Source organism: Streptomyces chartreusis (genome assembly GCF_008704715.1).
Lineage (GTDB): Bacteria > Actinomycetota > Actinomycetes > Streptomycetales > Streptomycetaceae > Streptomyces > Streptomyces chartreusis.
In genome coordinates this window covers 1,289,733-1,307,099 of the sequence record NZ_CP023689.1, presented here as the reverse complement: position 1 = coordinate 1,307,099, position 17,367 = coordinate 1,289,733, and the positions used below count along the sequence as shown (strand labels likewise).

The following is a 17,367-nucleotide window of genomic DNA, read 5'->3' as shown; positions in this document are numbered from 1 at the left end:
TCCCTCAAGCCGCGCAGCGCCGCACTGTCGTCCCGAGGAAGGCCACCGTCGATGCCGCTCTCTCCCGCGTCCCCCACCGGCCCGTCCCGCTCGCCGGGCATGCCGGTCAGCCGCCGCCGTCTGCTGGAGGGCGGAGCCGCCCTGCTCGGCGCGCTCGCCGTCTCCGGGTCGTCCGCCACGGTGCACGCGGCCGACGGGACCCCGACGGCGGCTGGCACCCCGGAGTGGAACGGCCACATCGACGTCTTCCGTATCGGCACCCAGCCGCCCCACACCACGCTCATGCCGTACGCCGACGTCGCCCAGGCACTGGCCGCCGACCGCACCCGCTCGCCGTACCGCCTGAGTCTCGACGGCGCCTGGAAGTTCGCCTACGCCGACCGGCCCGACGACCGGGACGCCGACTTCCACCGCACCGACGTCGACGACAGCGACTGGGACACCGTCCCCGTGCCCTCGGTCTGGCAGATGCACGGCTACGACCGCCCGATCTTCGTCAACATCACCTACCCCTGGTGGGGCCCCAACGGCCTCGGCGAGGAGGCGCAGCCCCCGGCCGCGCCCACCCGCTTCAACCCGGTGGGGCAGTACCGGCGCACCTTCACCGTGCCGCGCGGCTGGGCGGGACGGCGGACCTTCCTGCACTTCGAGGGCGTCAAGTCCGCGCACTACGTGTGGATCAACGGGGAGTTGGTCGGATACGCCGAGGACTCCTTCACCCCCGCCGAGTACGACATCACCGACCACCTCAAGCCCGGCACCAACCAGATCGCCGTCGAGGTGTACCGCTTCTCCGACGGCGACTGGCTGGAGGACCAGGACATGATCCGGCTGAGCGGGATCTTCCGCTCGGTCCACCTCTACTCCACGCCGGCCGTCCATCTGCGCGACTTCAAACTGGACACCCCGCTCGGCGAGGACTGCACGACCGCCGAGCTGGCCGTGACCGCGAGCGTGCGCGCTTACGACGGGCGGGGCGAGGGCGGCTATTCCGTCGAGACGCAGTTGTACGACGCCACCGGCCATCCCGTCTGGCCCAGACCGCTCCAGCAGCCCGTCGACCTCGCCTCCGCACCCGCCGGTGAGGACGTGACGGTCCGGGCGAGCAGGGCCGTCCCCGCGCCCCGGCTGTGGTCCGCCGAGCACCCGAACCTCTACACCGCCGTACTGCGGCTGCGCGATCCCGCAGGCAAGGTGACCGAGACCTTCTCGCACCGCGTCGGCCTGCGCGAGTTCGCGCTCAAGGACGGCCTGATGCGGATCAACGGCAAGCCCGTCTCGTTCCGCGGCACCAACCGGCACGAGATGCACCCCGACAGCGGCATGGCGCTCACCCGCGAACACATGGTCACGGACATCGAGATCATCAAGCGGATGAACATGAACTCCGTCCGCACCTCGCACTACCCCAACAACCCGCTGTGGTACGAACTCGCGGACGCGTACGGCCTCTACCTCGTCGACGAGACCAACCTGGAGACCCACGGCATCCGCGGCGAGTACCCCGGCAACCACGCCGACTGGACCAAGGCGTGCGTCGCCCGCGCCCAGGCCATGGTCCACCGCGACAAGAACCACGCCTCGGTAGTCGTCTGGTCGCTCGGCAACGAGGCGGGCGGCGGCAGCACCTTCGTCGCCATGCACGACTGGATCAAGTCCTACGACACGACGCGCGTCGTCCAGTACGAGGGCGACGACCGGCCGGCGATCAGCGACATCCGCTCGGAGATGTACGACAGCCCCTCCCGCGTCGAACAGCGCGCCAAGGACACCGCCGACACCCGGCCGTACGTGATGATCGAGTACGCGCACGCGATGGGTAACTCCAACGGCAACTTCAAGGAGTACTGGGACATCGTCCGCCGCCACGATGTCCTTCAGGGCGGCTGGATCTGGGACTTCGTCGACCAGTCGCTGAGCTGGCCCGTACCGGCCCGCAAGATCCTCACCGAGTCCGGGCCCGGCGGACTGCGCGGCGAGGTCCTCACCGCCAGCGGCACCTTCGACCGCGCCAAGGGCGTCTCAGGGGCCACCGTCTTCCCGCGCGACGCCCGTCTCGACCTCACCGGCTCGCTCACCCTGGAAGCCTGGATCACCCCGCACTACACCGGCTACCACCAGCCGATCCTCGCCAAGGGCGACACCCAGTACGCGCTCAAGCAGTCCGACCGGAACCTGGAGTTCTTCATTTACGGCGGCGGCCAGTGGATCACCGCGAGCTGGGCGCTCCCGGACGACTGGACCGGCAGCGAGCACCACATCGCCGGTGTCTTCGACGCGGACGCCGGCACACTGACCCTCTATGTCGACGGCGCGGAGAAGGCGACCCGGACCACCACGCGCAGGCCCGCCGCCAACACCGCGCCCCTCGCGCTCGCCACCGATGTCGACAACCCCACCCGGGAGTTCAGCGGCACGATCCGCCGGGCACGCGTGTACGCGCGTGCGCTGAGCGCCGCCGAACTCGGCTCCGACTCACGCGGCCCCGGCGACGACGGCGTACGGTTCTGGTTCGACGCGGCCACCGCCGGCCTCACCGAGAAGCGGCCCCGGCAGAAGACGTTCTTCCCGTACGGCGGCGACTGGGGCGACAACCCCAACGACGGCACGTCCAACGCCGACGGCATCGTCACCGCCGACCGCCGCCACACCGGCAAGGCGGCCGAGATCAAGCGGATCTACCAGGCCGTGCACGCGACACCCGCCTCCGGTGACGTACTGGCTCCCGGATCGGCGATCACCCTCACCAACGAGTACCTGTTCACCAACCTCCGTGAGTTCGACGGCTGCTGGGAACTGGTCGCCGACGGCAAGGTGGTCCGGCGCGGCAAGCTGAGCCGCGCCCAGCTGGACGTCCCGCCGCTGAGCAGCAAGGACATCACGGTGCCGGCCGGCCTGCCGGGCGACCCGGCGCCCGGCACCGAGTACTTCCTCGAACTGTCCTTCACCACCAAGGACTCCACCCCCTGGGCGAAGGCCGGCTTCGAGGTGGCCAAGCAGCAACTGCCCCTCGACGCCGCCGTCCCGGCCGTGACGCCCGCGCCGCTGGCGAGCGTGCCCGCGCTGCAGCACACCGACGGGGACAAGGCCGTCACCGTCAAGGGCAAGGACTTCTCCGTCACCGTCGACAAGAGCACGGGGACCATCACCTCCTACGAGGCTCGGGGCACCCGGCTCATCACCTCGGGCCCCGTGCCGAACTTCTGGCGGGCGCCCACCGAGAACGACCGCGGCAACGGCCAGCACACCCGCAACCAGACCTGGCGCGACGCGGGCACCGACCGGGCCGTGACGGAGGTCAGCACACGCCCCCTGGGTGACAAGGCCGTCGAGATCAAGGTCGCCGGCACCCTGCCGACGGCCGTCGAGTCGACGTACACCACCACCTACACCGTGTTCGGCAACGGCGAGATCAAGGTCGACAACACCCTGCACCCGGGCGCCGCGTCCCTGCCCTACATCCCGGAGGTAGGCACGCTGCTGCACCTGCCCGGACGGTTCGAGCGGCTGCGCTACTACGGCCGCGGGCCCGAGGAGAACTACGTCGACCGCCGCGACGGCACCGACGTGGGCGTGTACTCCGGCACGGTCTCCGAGCAGTGGACGCCGTACATCCGGCCCCAGGAGAACGGCAACAAGACCGACGTCCGCTGGATCGCCCTGACCGACGCCTCGGGCAGCGGCCTCCTCATCTCAGGCGAGCCCCTGCTGGAGGTCAACGCCTCGCACTTCACCCCGGAGGACCTGTCGTCCGGCGTGCGCCACGAGTATCAGCTCGCCCCGCGCGAAGAGGTCGTCCTGCGCGTGAACCACAAGCAGATGGGCCTGGGCGGTGACAACAGCTGGGGCGCCCACACCCACGACCAGTACAAGCTGTTCCCGAGCCGCGACTACTCCTACACCTACCGGCTGCGGCCCCTGGCCGACGTGGCCGGGGCGATGGCGGCCTCGCGCAGGCCGACCGGGGTGGAGTGAGGGAGGGGATCGGGGTCCAGGGCGCGCGCCCGGACCCCGGTCAGCCGGCGTCCAGGGCGCCCACCAGACTCGCCACCGTCACGGTGTTGAAGACGAACGCGATCGCGGAGTTGGCCGCCACCGTGCGCCGCATCTCCCGCGAGATCACCGACACGTCCGTGGTCCCGAACGTCGTCATGACCGACAGGGCGAAGTAGACGTAGTCGGCCCAGGCGGCCGGCTGGTCGCCGGGGAACTCCAGGCCCCGTTCGTTCTCCAGCAGGTTGTCGGCCTGGAAGGTGACCGCGAAGGACACGCACACACACATCCAGGCCATGACGACGAGAGCGAGCGCCGTCAGCACCCGGGGCTCCACGGGGAACCGTGAACCGAGATGCCCGGGGCGCCACACCACGGCCACCACGAGCGCGGCCGCCGCGATGAACAGCGACACCCCGGGGCCGGGCGCGGTCCCGAGCACATAGCGCTGGAGCACCGTGCCCCGGTCGCTGCGCTCGGCCCAGTTGCGGATCCGCTCGTCGGAGGCCTTCGAGAAGGCGGGCACCGTGAGGAAGAGATAGGTGAACAGATAGACGAACAGGATCACCACGCCGGCGTCCGCGCCCGAGAACGCCGCCAAGTGGTCACGGAGGGCGGCCACCAGGGCCAGGATCGCCGCCACGAGGAGCGCGACGACGGTGCTCACTCCCGCTCGACGGCGTTCGGAGAGCCAGGAATGCACCGACGAACTCCTCTGGATCGCGGCTTTCACACCGATCTCACCCTGTTCGGGCGAAGCCGTAGCTTAGTGGCCCGGCCTCGCTTTTCACCCGCGCAGCGCGCGGCCGGGAATCCCGCGTGACGAGCCTCTCGGTGCGGTCCCGCAGGGCCTTTCCGTACGCTGGTCCCGCCCATCGGGTGCATGAGCCCTTGACCTGCACAAGCAGGCAGGGAGCCGAACATCAGGGAGTACCTCGTGCTGCGCACCATGTTCAAGTCCAAGATCCATCGCGCCACCGTCACCCAGGCCGACCTGCACTACGTGGGATCGGTGACCATCGACGCGGATCTGCTCGACGCCGCCGATCTGCTGCCCGGCGAGCTCGTCCACATCGTCGACATCACCAACGGCGCCCGCCTGGAGACGTACGTCATCGAGGGCGAGCGCGGCTCGGGAGTCGTCGGGATCAACGGGGCCGCCGCCCATCTCGTGCACCCCGGCGACCTCGTGATCATCATCAGCTACGCTCAGATGGCCGACGCCGAGGCGCGGGAGTTCCGACCGCGGGTCGTGCACGTGGACGGCGCCAACCGGATCGTGTCCCTGGGTACCGACCCGTCCGAGCCGGTGCCGGGCTCCGACCAGGAGCGCAGCCCGCAGGCCGTGCCGGTGCCGGTGGCCTGACCACCCCACTCGGCAGCAGACGGAAGACGGACCAGGGAGCGTGCCATGAGCGACATCGAGATCCGCGACGACCGTGCGGCGGGCCGCCTGGAGGCCCTCCAGGGCGACGAAGTCACCGGCCACATCGAGTACTTCGTCCTCGAGTCCCCGGCACGCGCCCTCGTCCCCGTCCACACCATCGTGGAACCGGCCCACGAGGGGAAGGGCATCGCGGGTTCCCTGGCGCGTGAGCTGTACGGCATGGCCAAGCGCGAGGGAATCGTCGTGGCGCCGCTGTGCCCGTACGTCGTGAAGTGGGCCGAACGCCACCCCGATGAGGCCCCGGCCGCCGACCCGGCGCTGCTGGAGGCGGCCAAGGACTGGCTGCGGGCGCACCCCGAGCGGTTCTGACGCGGAGCGGTTCCGGGGCGGGCCCGGCAAGGACGGCACTGGTCCTGACGGGCCCACTTGGCCGCCGTCGTTGACGCGGGTGAGTGACTGGTGGCGCGGCCCTCGGGTACGCGGGGGAGAAGTCCAGAGCCGATGTCGAGGACTGCTGGAGGACGCCATGACCACCCCGTATCCGGACCCGGTCCATCCGGGACCGACCCCGGGCCCGGAACCGCCGCCGCCGGAGCCGCCGCACCCCGAGCCGCACCCGGTTCCGCCGCCGGAGCCCACGCCGGCTCCCGAGCCGCCCCCACCCGCACCACCTCCGCCCGGACCGCCCCCCACGCCGGGTCCGCCCCCGACTCCGGGTCCCCCGCCCACCCCGGGGCCGCCCCCGCCCCAGCCCCCGGACCCCTCCCCGTCGCCGATCCCGCCGGGACCGGAGCCGGTGCCGAGCCCCGAGCCCGGACCGCCGCTCACCTGAACCCGCCATGCACGGAGGGTGAGCTCAGGGCGTCCAGGGCGTGATGGCGCTGCGATCGGTACGGCACCCGGTCTTCCTGCCGATCAACGAGAAGTCGCCACCCACCGCACGCGCCCAGGAGCGCGGGGAGTTGTGCGATCAGCTCCCCGCGCACCCCCGCGCCCCAGGGCCGCACACGGCCCGCGCGCCGACCCGCCCGGACCGTCCTACTGTGCGATCTCGAACCGGGGCGGCTGGAGCCCCGCCAGGCACGACTTGTTCGGCGCCGTCGGAGAGTCGAAGAAGGAGACGGTGATCGAGCGCGCGCACGGCGATTCGGCGAACGCGACATGAGCGACGTAGGGGACCGTGACGACGGTCGACCGGCTCAGTGTGCGGGCGACGTAGGCGCCGTTGCTCGCCCCGGTCTGGGCGTCGAACCCGGCCGACATGACGAGCGTCGGGATGCTGCTGCGCGTCACGTTCCTGATCGAGTGCGGGGCCGGCGGGACGCTCCAGGCACGGCAGTCCGCGTGGAGGAAGGGGAGCTGCGGCGCGTTGGCCAGGACCGAGCGGGGGAACGACGGGAAGGCGCGCCGTCCGGCCCGGATCACGTCGGCCTCGGTCTCGAAGGGGGTCCACTCGGAGCAGAAGACGCCGTAGGCCAGGCCGTGGGCGAGTCTGCCGATGGCCTGGGGGCTGAGTTTCCCGCCGGCCCACTGTTCGGCGATGCGCTGCGGGTTGCCGTGGGCCAGCTCGTCGATGGAGCGGGGCACTCCGGCCGCCACGTGGGTGGCCGAGGTCAGCCAGTTCACCAGGACTCCGCCGTCCAGCACGACCTTCACCGGCGCCGGGCGGCTCGGGACCGTCACGGTGGTGGTGATGGGCCGGGCCTCGAGCCGGCGGACGAGGCGCTCGAAGGTGTCCGACAGATGCGGATAGCGCCGGTTGCAGGAGCGCTGCTGGGCGCAGGCCTTGAACAGGCCGTCGAAGCCCTGACGCGCGGCACTCCAGGTCAGGCTCGCGCCTGCGAGGGACGGCGGGAGGACGCCGTCGATGCCGACCGACCGGACGCCCTGCGGAAACTTGCGCATGTAGGTGAGGGCCAGGTCGGTGCCGTAGGAGATGCCGAACACGTTCCACTGCCTGATGCCGAGCGCGAGGCGCAGGGCAGCGTAGTCGGCGGCGCTCTCACCGGTGTTGTAGGCGCTGAGGGCGGCCCCTTGGCGCTTCAGCTGCTCGCGGCAGGCCCGCGTCGCCCCGACGTGCAGGCGTCCGGTGGAGGGCGCGCCGTAGACGAGGCCGAGGGAGTCGGCGTTGAACCGGTCGATGTTCGGGCACAGGAGTGCCGGATCGGCCGAGTACGTGCCGCGCTGCGACATGAAGATGACGTCACGGTCCCGGTTCAGGCCGCCGTCGATCGCCAACTGGGCCTCGGAGACCGCGTCGTCGCCCGGTCCGCCGGCGAACCACACGATCGGGTCGGCCGCCCGTCTGGTCACCGCCGCCACGATCGCGACGCCGAGGGTGATCTTCCGCCCCTTGGGCCGGTCGTGCTTCTCGGGCACGGTGAGCGTGCCGCAGCGGGCCCCTTCGAGGGCGGGGATCGGATCCGCGGTGCGCGGGCAGGGGCCCGGCACGAAACGGGCGTTGCCCACCGTGCGGGCGACCGTGCCGAGCGGCGATCCGGGGCCGTTCTCGGCACTGGCGGGCGCGGCGACGAGACCGGCGAGAAGGAGACCGGCGGTGGCTGCGGCGAACGTGGCCGGGAGCCGTCGCGCGGTGCGCCGGTGGTGGGGCTGACGGACGGACATCATGCGGTCTCCGGGGTGGGCGTGATGGTGAACGGCTTCGGCGAGAGCCCCGACACACAGCGGGTGTCGGGCGCGGTGGGACGGGCGAGGAAGGAGGCCAGGACGTTCTGCGCGCAGGGCGACTGGGGGACCACCCAGTGGCCGATCCCGGGAATCCGCACGACGGTCGACCGGGACAGCGTGCGGGCCGCGTAGGCGCCCCAGCGCGCCCCGGTCTTCGCGTCGAAGGTGCCGGACAGCACGAGCGCGGGCACCTTGCTGACGGTCGTCACACGCTGGACGGCGGTGCGGTCCGGGACGCTCCAGGCACGGCAGACGTCGTACTCGAAGGGAAGCTGCGGCGCCTGCGCCAGGACCGTGTCCGGGAACCCGGGGAAGGCCCGGCGCCCCGCCCGCAGCAGGTCGGCCCGCGTGTACCCGGGCACCCACTCGCTGCACGCCACCGACTGTGTGAGGCCGTGCGCGAACTCGCCGAGGACGGGTGTGGCGCCGGCGGCGCGGGCCCGCGCGAAGCGGGTCGGGTTGCCGCGGGCGAGTTCGTCGAGCGCCGCGGGGACGTCGACGGCCGGGACGGCGTTGGCGACCAGCAGATTGACCAGGGCGCCCCCGTCGAGGACGACCTTCACGGGCGCCCCTCCCGCCGGTGGCCGCGCCATCACCGTCAGGGGGCGCGCCTCCAGCCGCCGGACCTGTTCCGTCAGGACACGCGGGAGGTTCGGGTAGCGCTTCTTGCAGCGTGGCTGAGCCGCGCAGGCCGCGAAGATCGTCCGGATCCCCTCACCGGCGCTGTCCCAGGTCCACGGCAGACTGACGATCTGCGGGGGCACGACCGAGTCGATCGCGACCGAGCGCACGCCCCGGGGGTGCCGGCGCAGGTAGGTCAGGGCCAGGTCGGTGCCGTACGAGTAGCCGTAGACGTTCCACCGGTCGATGCCCAGCGCCCTGCGCAGGTCGGCGAAGTCCGCCGCGTTCTCGGTGGTGTTGTAGGCGCTCAGCTCCACTCCGCGGGCCGTGACGCGGGTGAGGCGGTGCCGGCACTCCTTCGTAGCGCGGACCAGGAGCCGCCCGGTCGACGGGGCGTCGTAGCGCAGCCCCACGGAATCGGCGTAGAAGCGGTCGACCTCGGGGCAGGCGAGGTTCGGCTGTGCGTGGAGCGTCCCGCGCTGGGCCATGACGATCAGGTCGCGGTTCCGGTTCAGGCCCGAGTCGATCAGGAAGGGGATGTCCCCGATGGCATCGCCGCCGGGACCCCCGGTCATGAACACCACCGGGTCCTCGGCGGGCCTCGCCGACACGGCCGGGATGATCGCGACGGTCAGCCGGATGGTCCGCCCGCCGGGCCGGGCCCGGTTCTCGGGGACCTCGAGGACCCCGCACCGCCCCGGAATCGGTTCAGGGACGGCCGGGCAGGGACCTGGCACGAATCGCGCGGGAGAGACCGGCCTGGGCCCGTCGAGGGGCGCCGCCACGGCACCGCCGGGCGTCGGGGCGAGCACGGCCAGGAACGCCAGCCCTGCCGCGACCAGACCCGCTCCGCCACGAACTCGCCGTCCGCGTCGCTGCGCGTACCCGTACCCGTACCCGTACCGCGTCCGCCTTCGCACGGACCCGCCGCTCCCGTGAACGGGCGGCACGCAGCCCGCCCTGTTGCCCCATTCCGCCATGTGAACCCGTTTCTCCGACGTCCCGGACACGTCGACGTCGACGACGCCGCGTGGCGCCGCCCGCCGGCGGTCAGGCCTCGGCGGGCACGGCGTACGTCAGCCTGAGCGGGCGCGCGGACGCCCACCACTCGTGGGAGCCAGTCGGAGCAGTCCGGGCTCACCCGGACAGAGGTCCGCCCCCTGCCCGGTCGAGAACCGGGCAGGGGGCGGTCACATGACGATCGGCCAGGTCCTAGGAGGTGACCTCCGAACGGTCGCCGCCCCACAGCGTGTGGAACGAGCCGTCGCGGTCGGTGCGCCGGTAGGTGTGCGCACCGAAGAAGTCGCGCTGCCCCTGGGTGAGCGCCGCCGGCAGCCGCTCGGCGCGCAGCGCGTCGTAGTACGCGAGGGCCGCGGCGAAGCCCGGCGTGGGCACGCCCTGCCGGGTCGCGGCGACCAGGACCTCACGCCAGTCGTCCTGCGCGGCCGCGATCTCCTGCGCGAACGTGTCGTCCGACAGCAGGCTCGGCAGGTCGGCGCGGGCGTCGTAGGCGGCCCGGATGCGGTCCAGGAAGGCCGCGCGGATGATGCAGCCGCCGCGCCAGATGGCCGAGACGGCGCCCAGGTCGATGTCCCAGTCGTACTCGGCGCGCGCCGCGTCGATCTCGTGGAAGCCCTGCGTGTACGACACGATCTTCGACGCATACAGCGCCTGCTCGACCCGGTCGGCGAAGGCCGCCGCCTCGGCCTCACCGAGCGGCGTCGCCTTCGGACCGGCCAGTCCGCGCGAGGCCTCGCGCAGCGCCGCGTGCCCGGACAGGGAGCGGGCGAAGACCGCCTCCGCGATACCGGACACCGGGACACCCAGGTCGAGCGCGATCTGCACGGTCCACCGGCCAGTGCCCTTCTGCTCGGCCTGGTCGACCACCACGTCCACGAACGGCTTGCCGGTCGCCTCGTCGACGTGCGACAGCACCTCCGCGGTGATCTCGATCAGGTAGGAGTCCAGGCGGCCCTGGTTCCAGGTCCGGAAGATCTCCGCGATCTGCGCGGGCCCGTACCCGGCGACGTCCCGCAGCAGCTGGTACGCCTCGCCGATGAGCTGCATGTCGGCGTACTCGATGCCGTTGTGCACCATCTTCACGAAGTGGCCCGCGCCGTCCGGACCGACGTGCGTCACGCAGGGCGCGCCGTCCTTCGCCTTCGCGGAGATCTTCTCCAGCATCGGGCCCAGCGAGTCGTACGACTCCTTCGGGCCGCCGGGCATGATGCTCGGCCCGTGCAGCGCGCCCTCCTCGCCGCCGGAGACGCCCATGCCCACGAAGTGGATGCCCTGCTCGCGCAGGTCCCGCTCGCGCCGGCGGGTGTCGGCGAAGTGCGCGTTGCCGCCGTCGATGATCATGTCGCCCGGCTCCAGCAGCGGCGCGAACTCCTGGATGACGGCGTCGGTCGGCTCACCGGCCTTCACCATGATCACCAGGCGCCGCGGGCGCTCCAGCGCCGCCACGAACTCCTTGGCGGTCTCGGCCGCGATGAACTCGCCCTCGTTCCCGAACTCCTCCACCAGTGCCCGCGTACGCGCGGGCGTCCGGTTGTGCACAGCGACCGTGTAGCCGTTGCGGGCGAAGTTCCGGGCCAGGTTGCGGCCCATGACCGCGAGACCCGTGACGCCGATCTGCGCCGAAGTGCTCATGCGTTGGCTCCTAGTGACCTCGATATATCAGCGGTGCCGGTCATGCCCGCCAGTATTTCCCCATCGTCCATCCTGACGTGCTGGTACTCCGAGCGCACATCCGGGGTGGCGTGATGTCGCAGGCACATACGCACGAAACGCCCCGGCGCACTCAGCCGTCCCGGGTGTCGGACAACGTGCGCCCCTTCCGCGCCACTTGGCGTGCAGGGGAGGCTGATTTTCCGTCTTGTCATGGCCTGTTCGCAGCGCTTACTTTTGCCCCTCCTGACGCACGTCAATGGGGGGCTCCTTCATGGCCGTACGCGGCCGGCACCGCCGGTACCAGCCGAACAGGATCAACCGCGCCTCACTCACCGTCACCGCGGGCGGCGCCGGCATGGCGCTCCCCCTCATCGGCACCGGCGTCGCACACGCGGCCGACCTGGACACCTGGAACAAGGTCGCCGCGTGCGAGTCGACCAGCAGGTGGCACGTCAACACCGGCAACGGCTTCTACGGCGGACTCCAGTTCGCCCAGTCCACGTGGGAGGCCTACGGCGGCACGCGGTACGCGGCGCGCGCGGATCAGGCCACCAAGGACCAGCAGATAGCCGTGGCGGAGAAGGTGCTGGACGGGCAGGGGCCCGGAGCCTGGCCCGTCTGCTCGGAGCGGGCCGGCCTGACCCGGGGCGGGGACGCCCCGGACATTCAGCCGGCCGGTACCACGAAGCAGACGCCGAAGAAGACCCCGAAGACCTCCGTCCAGGACGTCCAGCCGCAGACCACGCCCCAGTCACGGGCCGGCAAGGCCGAGATGTACACCGTGGTCCGCGGCGACACCCTCTCGGAGATCGCCGAGTCGGAGCAGGTCAAGGGCGGTTGGCGGGGCCTGTACGCCGCGAACCGCAAGGCCATCGGCGCGGACCCCGACCTGATCCTGCCCGGGCAGCGCCTCGCCGTGCGCGGCAAGGCCGCCACCATCACGGAGCCGGCGCCCACCACCAAATCCACCCCGAAGAAGACCTCCGCCGAGCCGAAGGAGGAGGCCGCCACCGGCAGCCGCTCGATGGTCGCCCCGGTGAGCGCGGCCACGGGCACGCCGTACCGCAAGGCGGGAGCGCTCTGGTCGAAGGGCTACCACACCGGCGTCGACTTCGCCGTGCCGACCGGCACGTCCGTGAAGGCCGTGGGTTCCGGCCAGGTCGTCAGCGCCGGGTGGGAGGGCTCCTTCGGCTACCAGGTGGTGATCCGGCACGCCGACGGCCGCTACACCCAGTACGCCCACCTCTCGGCGATCTCCGTGCGGGACGGGCAGTCGGTCGGGGCGGGCCAGCGCATCGGCCGATCCGGGTCCACGGGCAACAGCACGGGCCCGCATCTGCACTTCGAGGTGCGGACCGGGCCCGGTTTCGGCGCCGACGTCGACCCGGTGGCGTACCTCCGGGCCGGCGGGGTCAGGATTTGACGCGCATCCGGTGCCGGTCCAGCAGTGGCAGCGGGACGTACGGGCCGCCGTAGAAGGGGCCGTAGAGGTTCGGGGAGTCGTGACCGTCGGCAAGCGCCGGCTCCGGCTCCTCGTACGGCGCCTGCGCGACCTGCGCCGGGATGAGGATGCCCTCGATGCCGTCCGGGACGAGGATCTCCTCGTGCAGCTCCTCGCGGGGCAGTGCCACGGCCCGCTCCGGAAGCGTGTCCAGCAGCTCGGCGGCGGGGATCGCGGTGGACGTCGCCTCCGCCGGTACCGTCTCCGGGACCACCGGCTCGACCTCGGTGCGGGCGATGCGCTCCGTCGTCAGCAGGATCAGGCCGCCCGCGGCCACCACACCGCAGCCCAGGGCGAGCACCGTGCCGGTGGTGCCGTACCGGAAGGTCTCGCCGAACATCGTGATGCCGACCGCGGCCGCCACCACCGGGTTCACGACCGTCAGCGTGGCCAGCGGCGCCGCGAGCCCCGCACCCCGGTAGGCGGCCTGCGACAGCAGCAGTCCGGCCGTGGCGAAGACACCGATCGTGGCCAGGGCGGGCACGTCGGCCGCCGACACCCCGCCGTTCCAGTCCACGGCGACGATCTTCGTGAACACCGAGGACATGCCGAAGGCTATGCCGGACGCCGTCGCGAGCAGCATGCTGCGCACCGCCGGGTGCCGGTGGGCCGCCCGGCCCGCGACCATCAGCGTCACCACGATGCCGCCGGTCACCAGGGCCACGGCCACCCGCTCCGCGGTGTCCAGGGACTGCGACTCGGAGGCGCCGACCAGGGACAGCAGGCCGGCGAGACCGACCGTCGCCATGATGGCGCCGCGCCAGGCCGTCGACCCGGCCCTGCGGCCGAAGAAGAGCGCCGCCATCGGCAGCGCGAACACGATCGTCAGGGCACCCGACGGCTGCACCAGACTCAGCGGACCGAAAGCCAGCGCTACCACATGAAGCAGACCACCGAGGCCGTTCAGCGCGACCGCCGCCCACCAGCCCGGCCGACGCATCGGCGCGAACTGCTGCCCCGGCGAGGACACCGCGACACGCTCCTGCACGATCGCCCCGCCCGCGTAGGCCACGGCGGAGACGAGCGACAGCAGCACGGACAACGCGAGGGCGCTCATGAGCTGCTCCTCTGCGTGAAGCGGGGGCGCGAACCCCGGCGCGGCGAACGGTCGGCTTTCATAATCAACACGATGCCTCGAAAAGCTCTTCCCGTCGTCGTACCAGAGCACGCACTGTGTCGTACTGCCGATGGAGTACTGGAGCGCCGGACTCATCCCTCAGGGGGGTGACCCCGGGCGGAGACCCCCAGGTGAAGACCCCGACACCCCCTGGTACTACTGCTCTTCGTGGATCTCGACCCCGATCTCGCAGCGCTCCGGCCGCTCGGCGGCTTCTTCGTCCTACGCGCGACCGGGGATCCTCTTCGGCCACCCGCGACGCTGGCGCAGGCCTACGCGCGGCCGGCCCTCCCGGACAACCAGGATCCTCTTGATTTCCGGGTCCGGAAAGTCGGGCAGGTCCTGCGCGCCCCCGAGCCGCGCGTCGCCGCCTCCATCGCCCAGCAGGGCCTCGCCGCCCGGCTGTGGTCGATCGCGCTCGGCTGCGCCGCCCTGTACGACACCGTCCCCGACCTCGACCCGCGACTGCTGCGCTGGGACCCCGACGGCAGCGCCCCCGACGACCTCTGGCTCACCGAGGTGCGACCGCGCCCCGCGAACCCGGCGACCGTCGCCGACGCCGTCCTGCACGGCCACCTCGAACCGCTGAACGCCGCCCTGCGCTCCCGGTACCGCGTCGCCGACGGACTGCTGCGGGGCAACGCGGGGTCCGCGCTCGCGGGCGCCGCCCGGCAGCTCGACCAGTGGGCCCGCGCCCACGGCCGCACCGACGTCGCCGCGCGCACCCGTGCCCTGACCGCCGAACTCCTCGCCCACCCCCTGCTCGCCGGCACCGGCACCCTGACCGCGGCGGGGTTCCGGCGCCGCAGCTGCTGCCTCTACTACCGGGTGCCCGGCGGCGGCGTATGCGGTGACTGTTGCTTCACACGAGCCCCGCGCTCTTCCCCACACGCCCCGTCTGGGTGACCATGAAAGGGCAACCAGCCGCTGAGAACAGGGGGTTCCGGGTGCGAGTGGGACTGCTGACCCGGGAGTACCCGCCGGACGTGTACGGCGGCGCGGGTGTCCATGTCGAGTTCCTCGCCCGGGAGTTGCGGGATCTCGTCGACCTGGAGGTGCACTGCTGGGGCGAGGGCCGCGCGGTCGGGGTGCTGCGCCACCGCCCCTGGTCCGCCCTCGACACCGGCAACGACGCGCTGCGCACCTTCTCGGTCGACCTCGCCATGGCCGCCGGCCTCGAAGGCCGCGAACTCGTGCACTCCCACACCTGGTACGCCAACCTCGGCGGCCACCTCGCCAAGCTGCTGTACGGCATCCCGCATGTGATGACCGCCCACTCCCTGGAGCCGCTGCGCCCCTGGAAGGCAGAGCAACTCGGCGGCGGATACGCCCTGTCCGGCTGGGCCGAGCGCACCGCGATCGAGGCCGCCGACGCGGTGATCGCCGTCTCCGGTGCCATGCGCGAGGACATCCTCGGCTGCTATCCCGCGCTCGACCCCGGGCGGGTCCACGTCGTGCACAACGGCATCGACACCACCCTGTACCGGCCCGACCACCGCACGGACGTCCTCACCCGCTTCGGCCTCGACGCCGACCGCCCGTACGTGCTGTTCGTCGGCCGCATCACCCGCCAGAAGGGCGTGCCGCACCTGCTGCGCGCGATACGGCACATCGACCCGGCCGCGCAGGTCGTGCTGTGCGCCGGCGCGCCCGACACCCCGGAGATCGACCAGGAGTTCCGCGATCTCTACCAGGAGCTGAGCCGGGTCCGTGAGGGCGTGCACTGGATCCCGCAGATGCTGCCCCGCCCGGAAGTGATCCAACTCCTCACGCATGCGGCCGTGTTCGTCTGTCCCTCGGTGTACGAGCCGCTCGGCATCGTCAACCTGGAGGCGATGGCCTGCGGAACCCCCGTGGTGGCCTCGCAGGTCGGCGGTATCCCCGAGGTCGTCGACGACGGCAAGACCGGCCTGCTGGTCCCGCTGGACGACGACTTCGAGGCCGGTCTCGCGCACGCCCTCGACTCCGTCATCGGCGACCCGGAGGCGGCCCGGCGGATGGGGGAGGCCGGACGGGAGCGCGCGGTGGGGGAGTTCGGCTGGGACGCGGTGGCGCGGCGGACGGCAGGGCTGTACCGGGAGATCCTCAAACAGGCTTAGTGCGCGCTACTCAGGGGCAGGCTGGCATCAACCACGGTGAGGGGAGCGGCCATGCGTCGTGGCGGACCTTCGGTGCTCGGAATCGTACTCGCGGGCGGAGAAGGCAAACGCCTGATGCCCCTGACCGCGGACCGCGCGAAACCAGCGGTCACCTTCGGCGGTACGTACCGCCTCGTCGACTTCGTACTCTCCAACCTCGTCAACGCCGACATCCTGCGCATCTGCGTCCTCACGCAGTACAAGTCGCACTCCCTGGACCGGCACATCACCACCACCTGGCGGATGTCCAGCCTGCTCGGGAACTACGTCACCCCGGTCCCCGCCCAGCAGCGGCTCGGCCCGCGCTGGTACCTCGGCAGCGCGGACGCCATCCTCCAGTCCCTGAACCTCGTCCACGACGAACGCCCCGAGTACGTCGCGGTGTTCGGCGCCGACCACGTGTACCGCATGGACCCGCGCCAGATGCTCGCCCAGCACATCGAGGGCGGCGCGGGCGTCACGGTGGCCGGCATACGCGTGCCGCGCGCGCAGTCGCCGTCGTTCGGCGTGATCAGCCCCGACTCGGACGGGCAGACCGTGGACCGCTTCCTGGAGAAGCCCGCCGACCCGCCCGGACTCGCGGACGACCCGGAGTGCGTCTACGCCTCGATGGGCAACTACATCTTCACCACCAAGACCCTCGTCGAGGCGCTCCAGCGGGACGCCGAGGACGAGGACTCCGTGCACGACATGGGCGGTTCGATCCTGCCCCAGCTCACCGACCGGGGCGAGGCCCAGCTGTACGACTTCAGTGCCAACCACGTCCCCGGCGAGACCAACCGCGACCGCGGTTACTGGCGGGACGTCGGCACCCTGGACGCGTACTACGACGCCCACATGGACCTGATCGCCGAGCGCCCCGCCTTCAACCTCTTCAACCGCAGCTGGCCCATCTACACCCACTCGGGCCAGCTGTCCCCGGCCCGCTTCAACGCGGGCGGCATGGCCAGCGAGTCGATCATCAGCGCCGGCTGCCTGATCCGCGGGCAGGTCACGCGGTCCGTGCTGTCGCCGGGAGTGGTGGTCGACCCCGGGGCGGTGGTGCAGGGGTCGGTGCTGCACGACAACGTGCACATCGGGCGGGGCGCGGTGGTGCGCGGCGCGGTGCTCGACAAGAACGTCGACGTCCCCCCGGGCGCGACGATCGGCGTCAATCCGGAGCGTGATGCCGAGCTGTACACCGTTTCCAAGGGAGGCGTGATCGCGCTGGGGAAGGGGCAGCGGGTGCCCTAGTGGTCCGCGGGTGGCC

Annotated in this window: 12 protein-coding genes; 7 read left to right on the top strand and 5 right to left on the bottom strand. The window is 71.8% G+C overall.

Annotation, left to right across the window (positions count from 1 at the left end):
* Positions 1 to 51: 51 nt before the first annotated feature.
* Positions 52 to 3,975, top strand: coding sequence for a glycoside hydrolase family 2 TIM barrel-domain containing protein (locus CP983_RS05035; protein WP_150498671.1), 3,924 nt, complete (start codon positions 52 to 54; stop codon positions 3,973 to 3,975).
* 40 nt (positions 3,976 to 4,015) lie between these two features.
* Here the strand turns inward: CP983_RS05035 and CP983_RS05030 are convergent, their stop codons facing one another.
* Positions 4,016 to 4,696, bottom strand: a complete 681-nt coding sequence (locus tag CP983_RS05030; RefSeq protein WP_150498670.1) for a DUF1345 domain-containing protein — start codon at positions 4,694 to 4,696, stop codon at positions 4,016 to 4,018.
* A gap of 234 nt (positions 4,697 to 4,930) precedes the next feature.
* Here CP983_RS05030 and panD point away from each other — a divergent pair, with 234 nt between their 5' ends.
* Both panD and CP983_RS05020 read left to right on the top strand, forming a co-directional pair.
* Complete coding sequence (gene panD, locus CP983_RS05025) at positions 4,931 to 5,359, top strand: aspartate 1-decarboxylase (protein WP_150498669.1); 429 nt, start codon at positions 4,931 to 4,933, stop codon at positions 5,357 to 5,359.
* A gap of 45 nt (positions 5,360 to 5,404) precedes the next feature.
* Entirely contained in the window at positions 5,405 to 5,749 is a 345-nt protein-coding gene (locus tag CP983_RS05020) for a GNAT family N-acetyltransferase (protein WP_150498668.1), read from the top strand.
* Between the two features lie 669 nt (positions 5,750 to 6,418).
* Here the strand turns inward: CP983_RS05020 and CP983_RS05015 are convergent.
* The 3 genes from CP983_RS05015 to gndA form a co-directional block, all read right to left on the bottom strand.
* A complete protein-coding gene (locus tag CP983_RS05015) occupies positions 6,419 to 8,008 on the bottom strand; it encodes an alpha/beta fold hydrolase (protein WP_229914643.1) in 1,590 nt (529 codons plus the stop codon).
* A complete protein-coding gene (locus tag CP983_RS05010; protein WP_229914712.1) occupies positions 8,005 to 9,264 on the bottom strand; it encodes an alpha/beta fold hydrolase in 1,260 nt (419 codons plus the stop codon). The genes CP983_RS05015 and CP983_RS05010 overlap by 4 nt, the downstream gene beginning before the upstream one ends.
* A gap of 637 nt (positions 9,265 to 9,901) precedes the next feature.
* On the bottom strand, positions 9,902 to 11,341 hold the full coding sequence (gndA, locus tag CP983_RS05005) for an NADP-dependent phosphogluconate dehydrogenase (RefSeq protein WP_150498666.1): 1,440 nt from the start codon (positions 11,339 to 11,341) through the stop codon (positions 9,902 to 9,904).
* A gap of 292 nt (positions 11,342 to 11,633) precedes the next feature.
* Here gndA and CP983_RS05000 point away from each other — a divergent pair, with 292 nt between their 5' ends.
* Positions 11,634 to 12,785, top strand: coding sequence for a transglycosylase family protein (locus CP983_RS05000; RefSeq protein WP_150498665.1), 1,152 nt, complete (start codon positions 11,634 to 11,636; stop codon positions 12,783 to 12,785).
* On the opposite strand, the gene CP983_RS04995 is transcribed toward CP983_RS05000, so the two are convergent.
* Entirely contained in the window at positions 12,775 to 13,920 is a 1,146-nt protein-coding gene (locus CP983_RS04995) for a DMT family transporter (protein ID WP_189748449.1), read from the bottom strand. The two genes, CP983_RS05000 and CP983_RS04995, sit on opposite strands and share 11 nt — an antisense overlap.
* A gap of 228 nt (positions 13,921 to 14,148) precedes the next feature.
* On the opposite strand from CP983_RS04995, the gene CP983_RS04990 reads away from it, so the two are divergent.
* From CP983_RS04990 to glgC, 3 genes are read left to right on the top strand one after another with little or no spacing between them, the layout of a single operon-like run.
* Positions 14,149 to 14,886 carry a (2Fe-2S)-binding protein gene (locus CP983_RS04990; protein ID WP_150498664.1) on the top strand — a complete coding sequence of 246 codons (738 nt, stop codon included), beginning with the start codon at positions 14,149 to 14,151 and terminating at the stop codon, positions 14,884 to 14,886.
* Between the two features lie 41 nt (positions 14,887 to 14,927).
* Positions 14,928 to 16,079, top strand: a complete 1,152-nt coding sequence (gene glgA / locus CP983_RS04985; RefSeq protein WP_150498663.1) for a glycogen synthase — start codon at positions 14,928 to 14,930, stop codon at positions 16,077 to 16,079.
* A gap of 51 nt (positions 16,080 to 16,130) precedes the next feature.
* Complete coding sequence (gene glgC / locus CP983_RS04980) at positions 16,131 to 17,351, top strand: glucose-1-phosphate adenylyltransferase (protein ID WP_150498662.1); 1,221 nt, start codon at positions 16,131 to 16,133, stop codon at positions 17,349 to 17,351.
* The last annotated feature ends 16 nt before the right edge of the window (positions 17,352 to 17,367 follow it).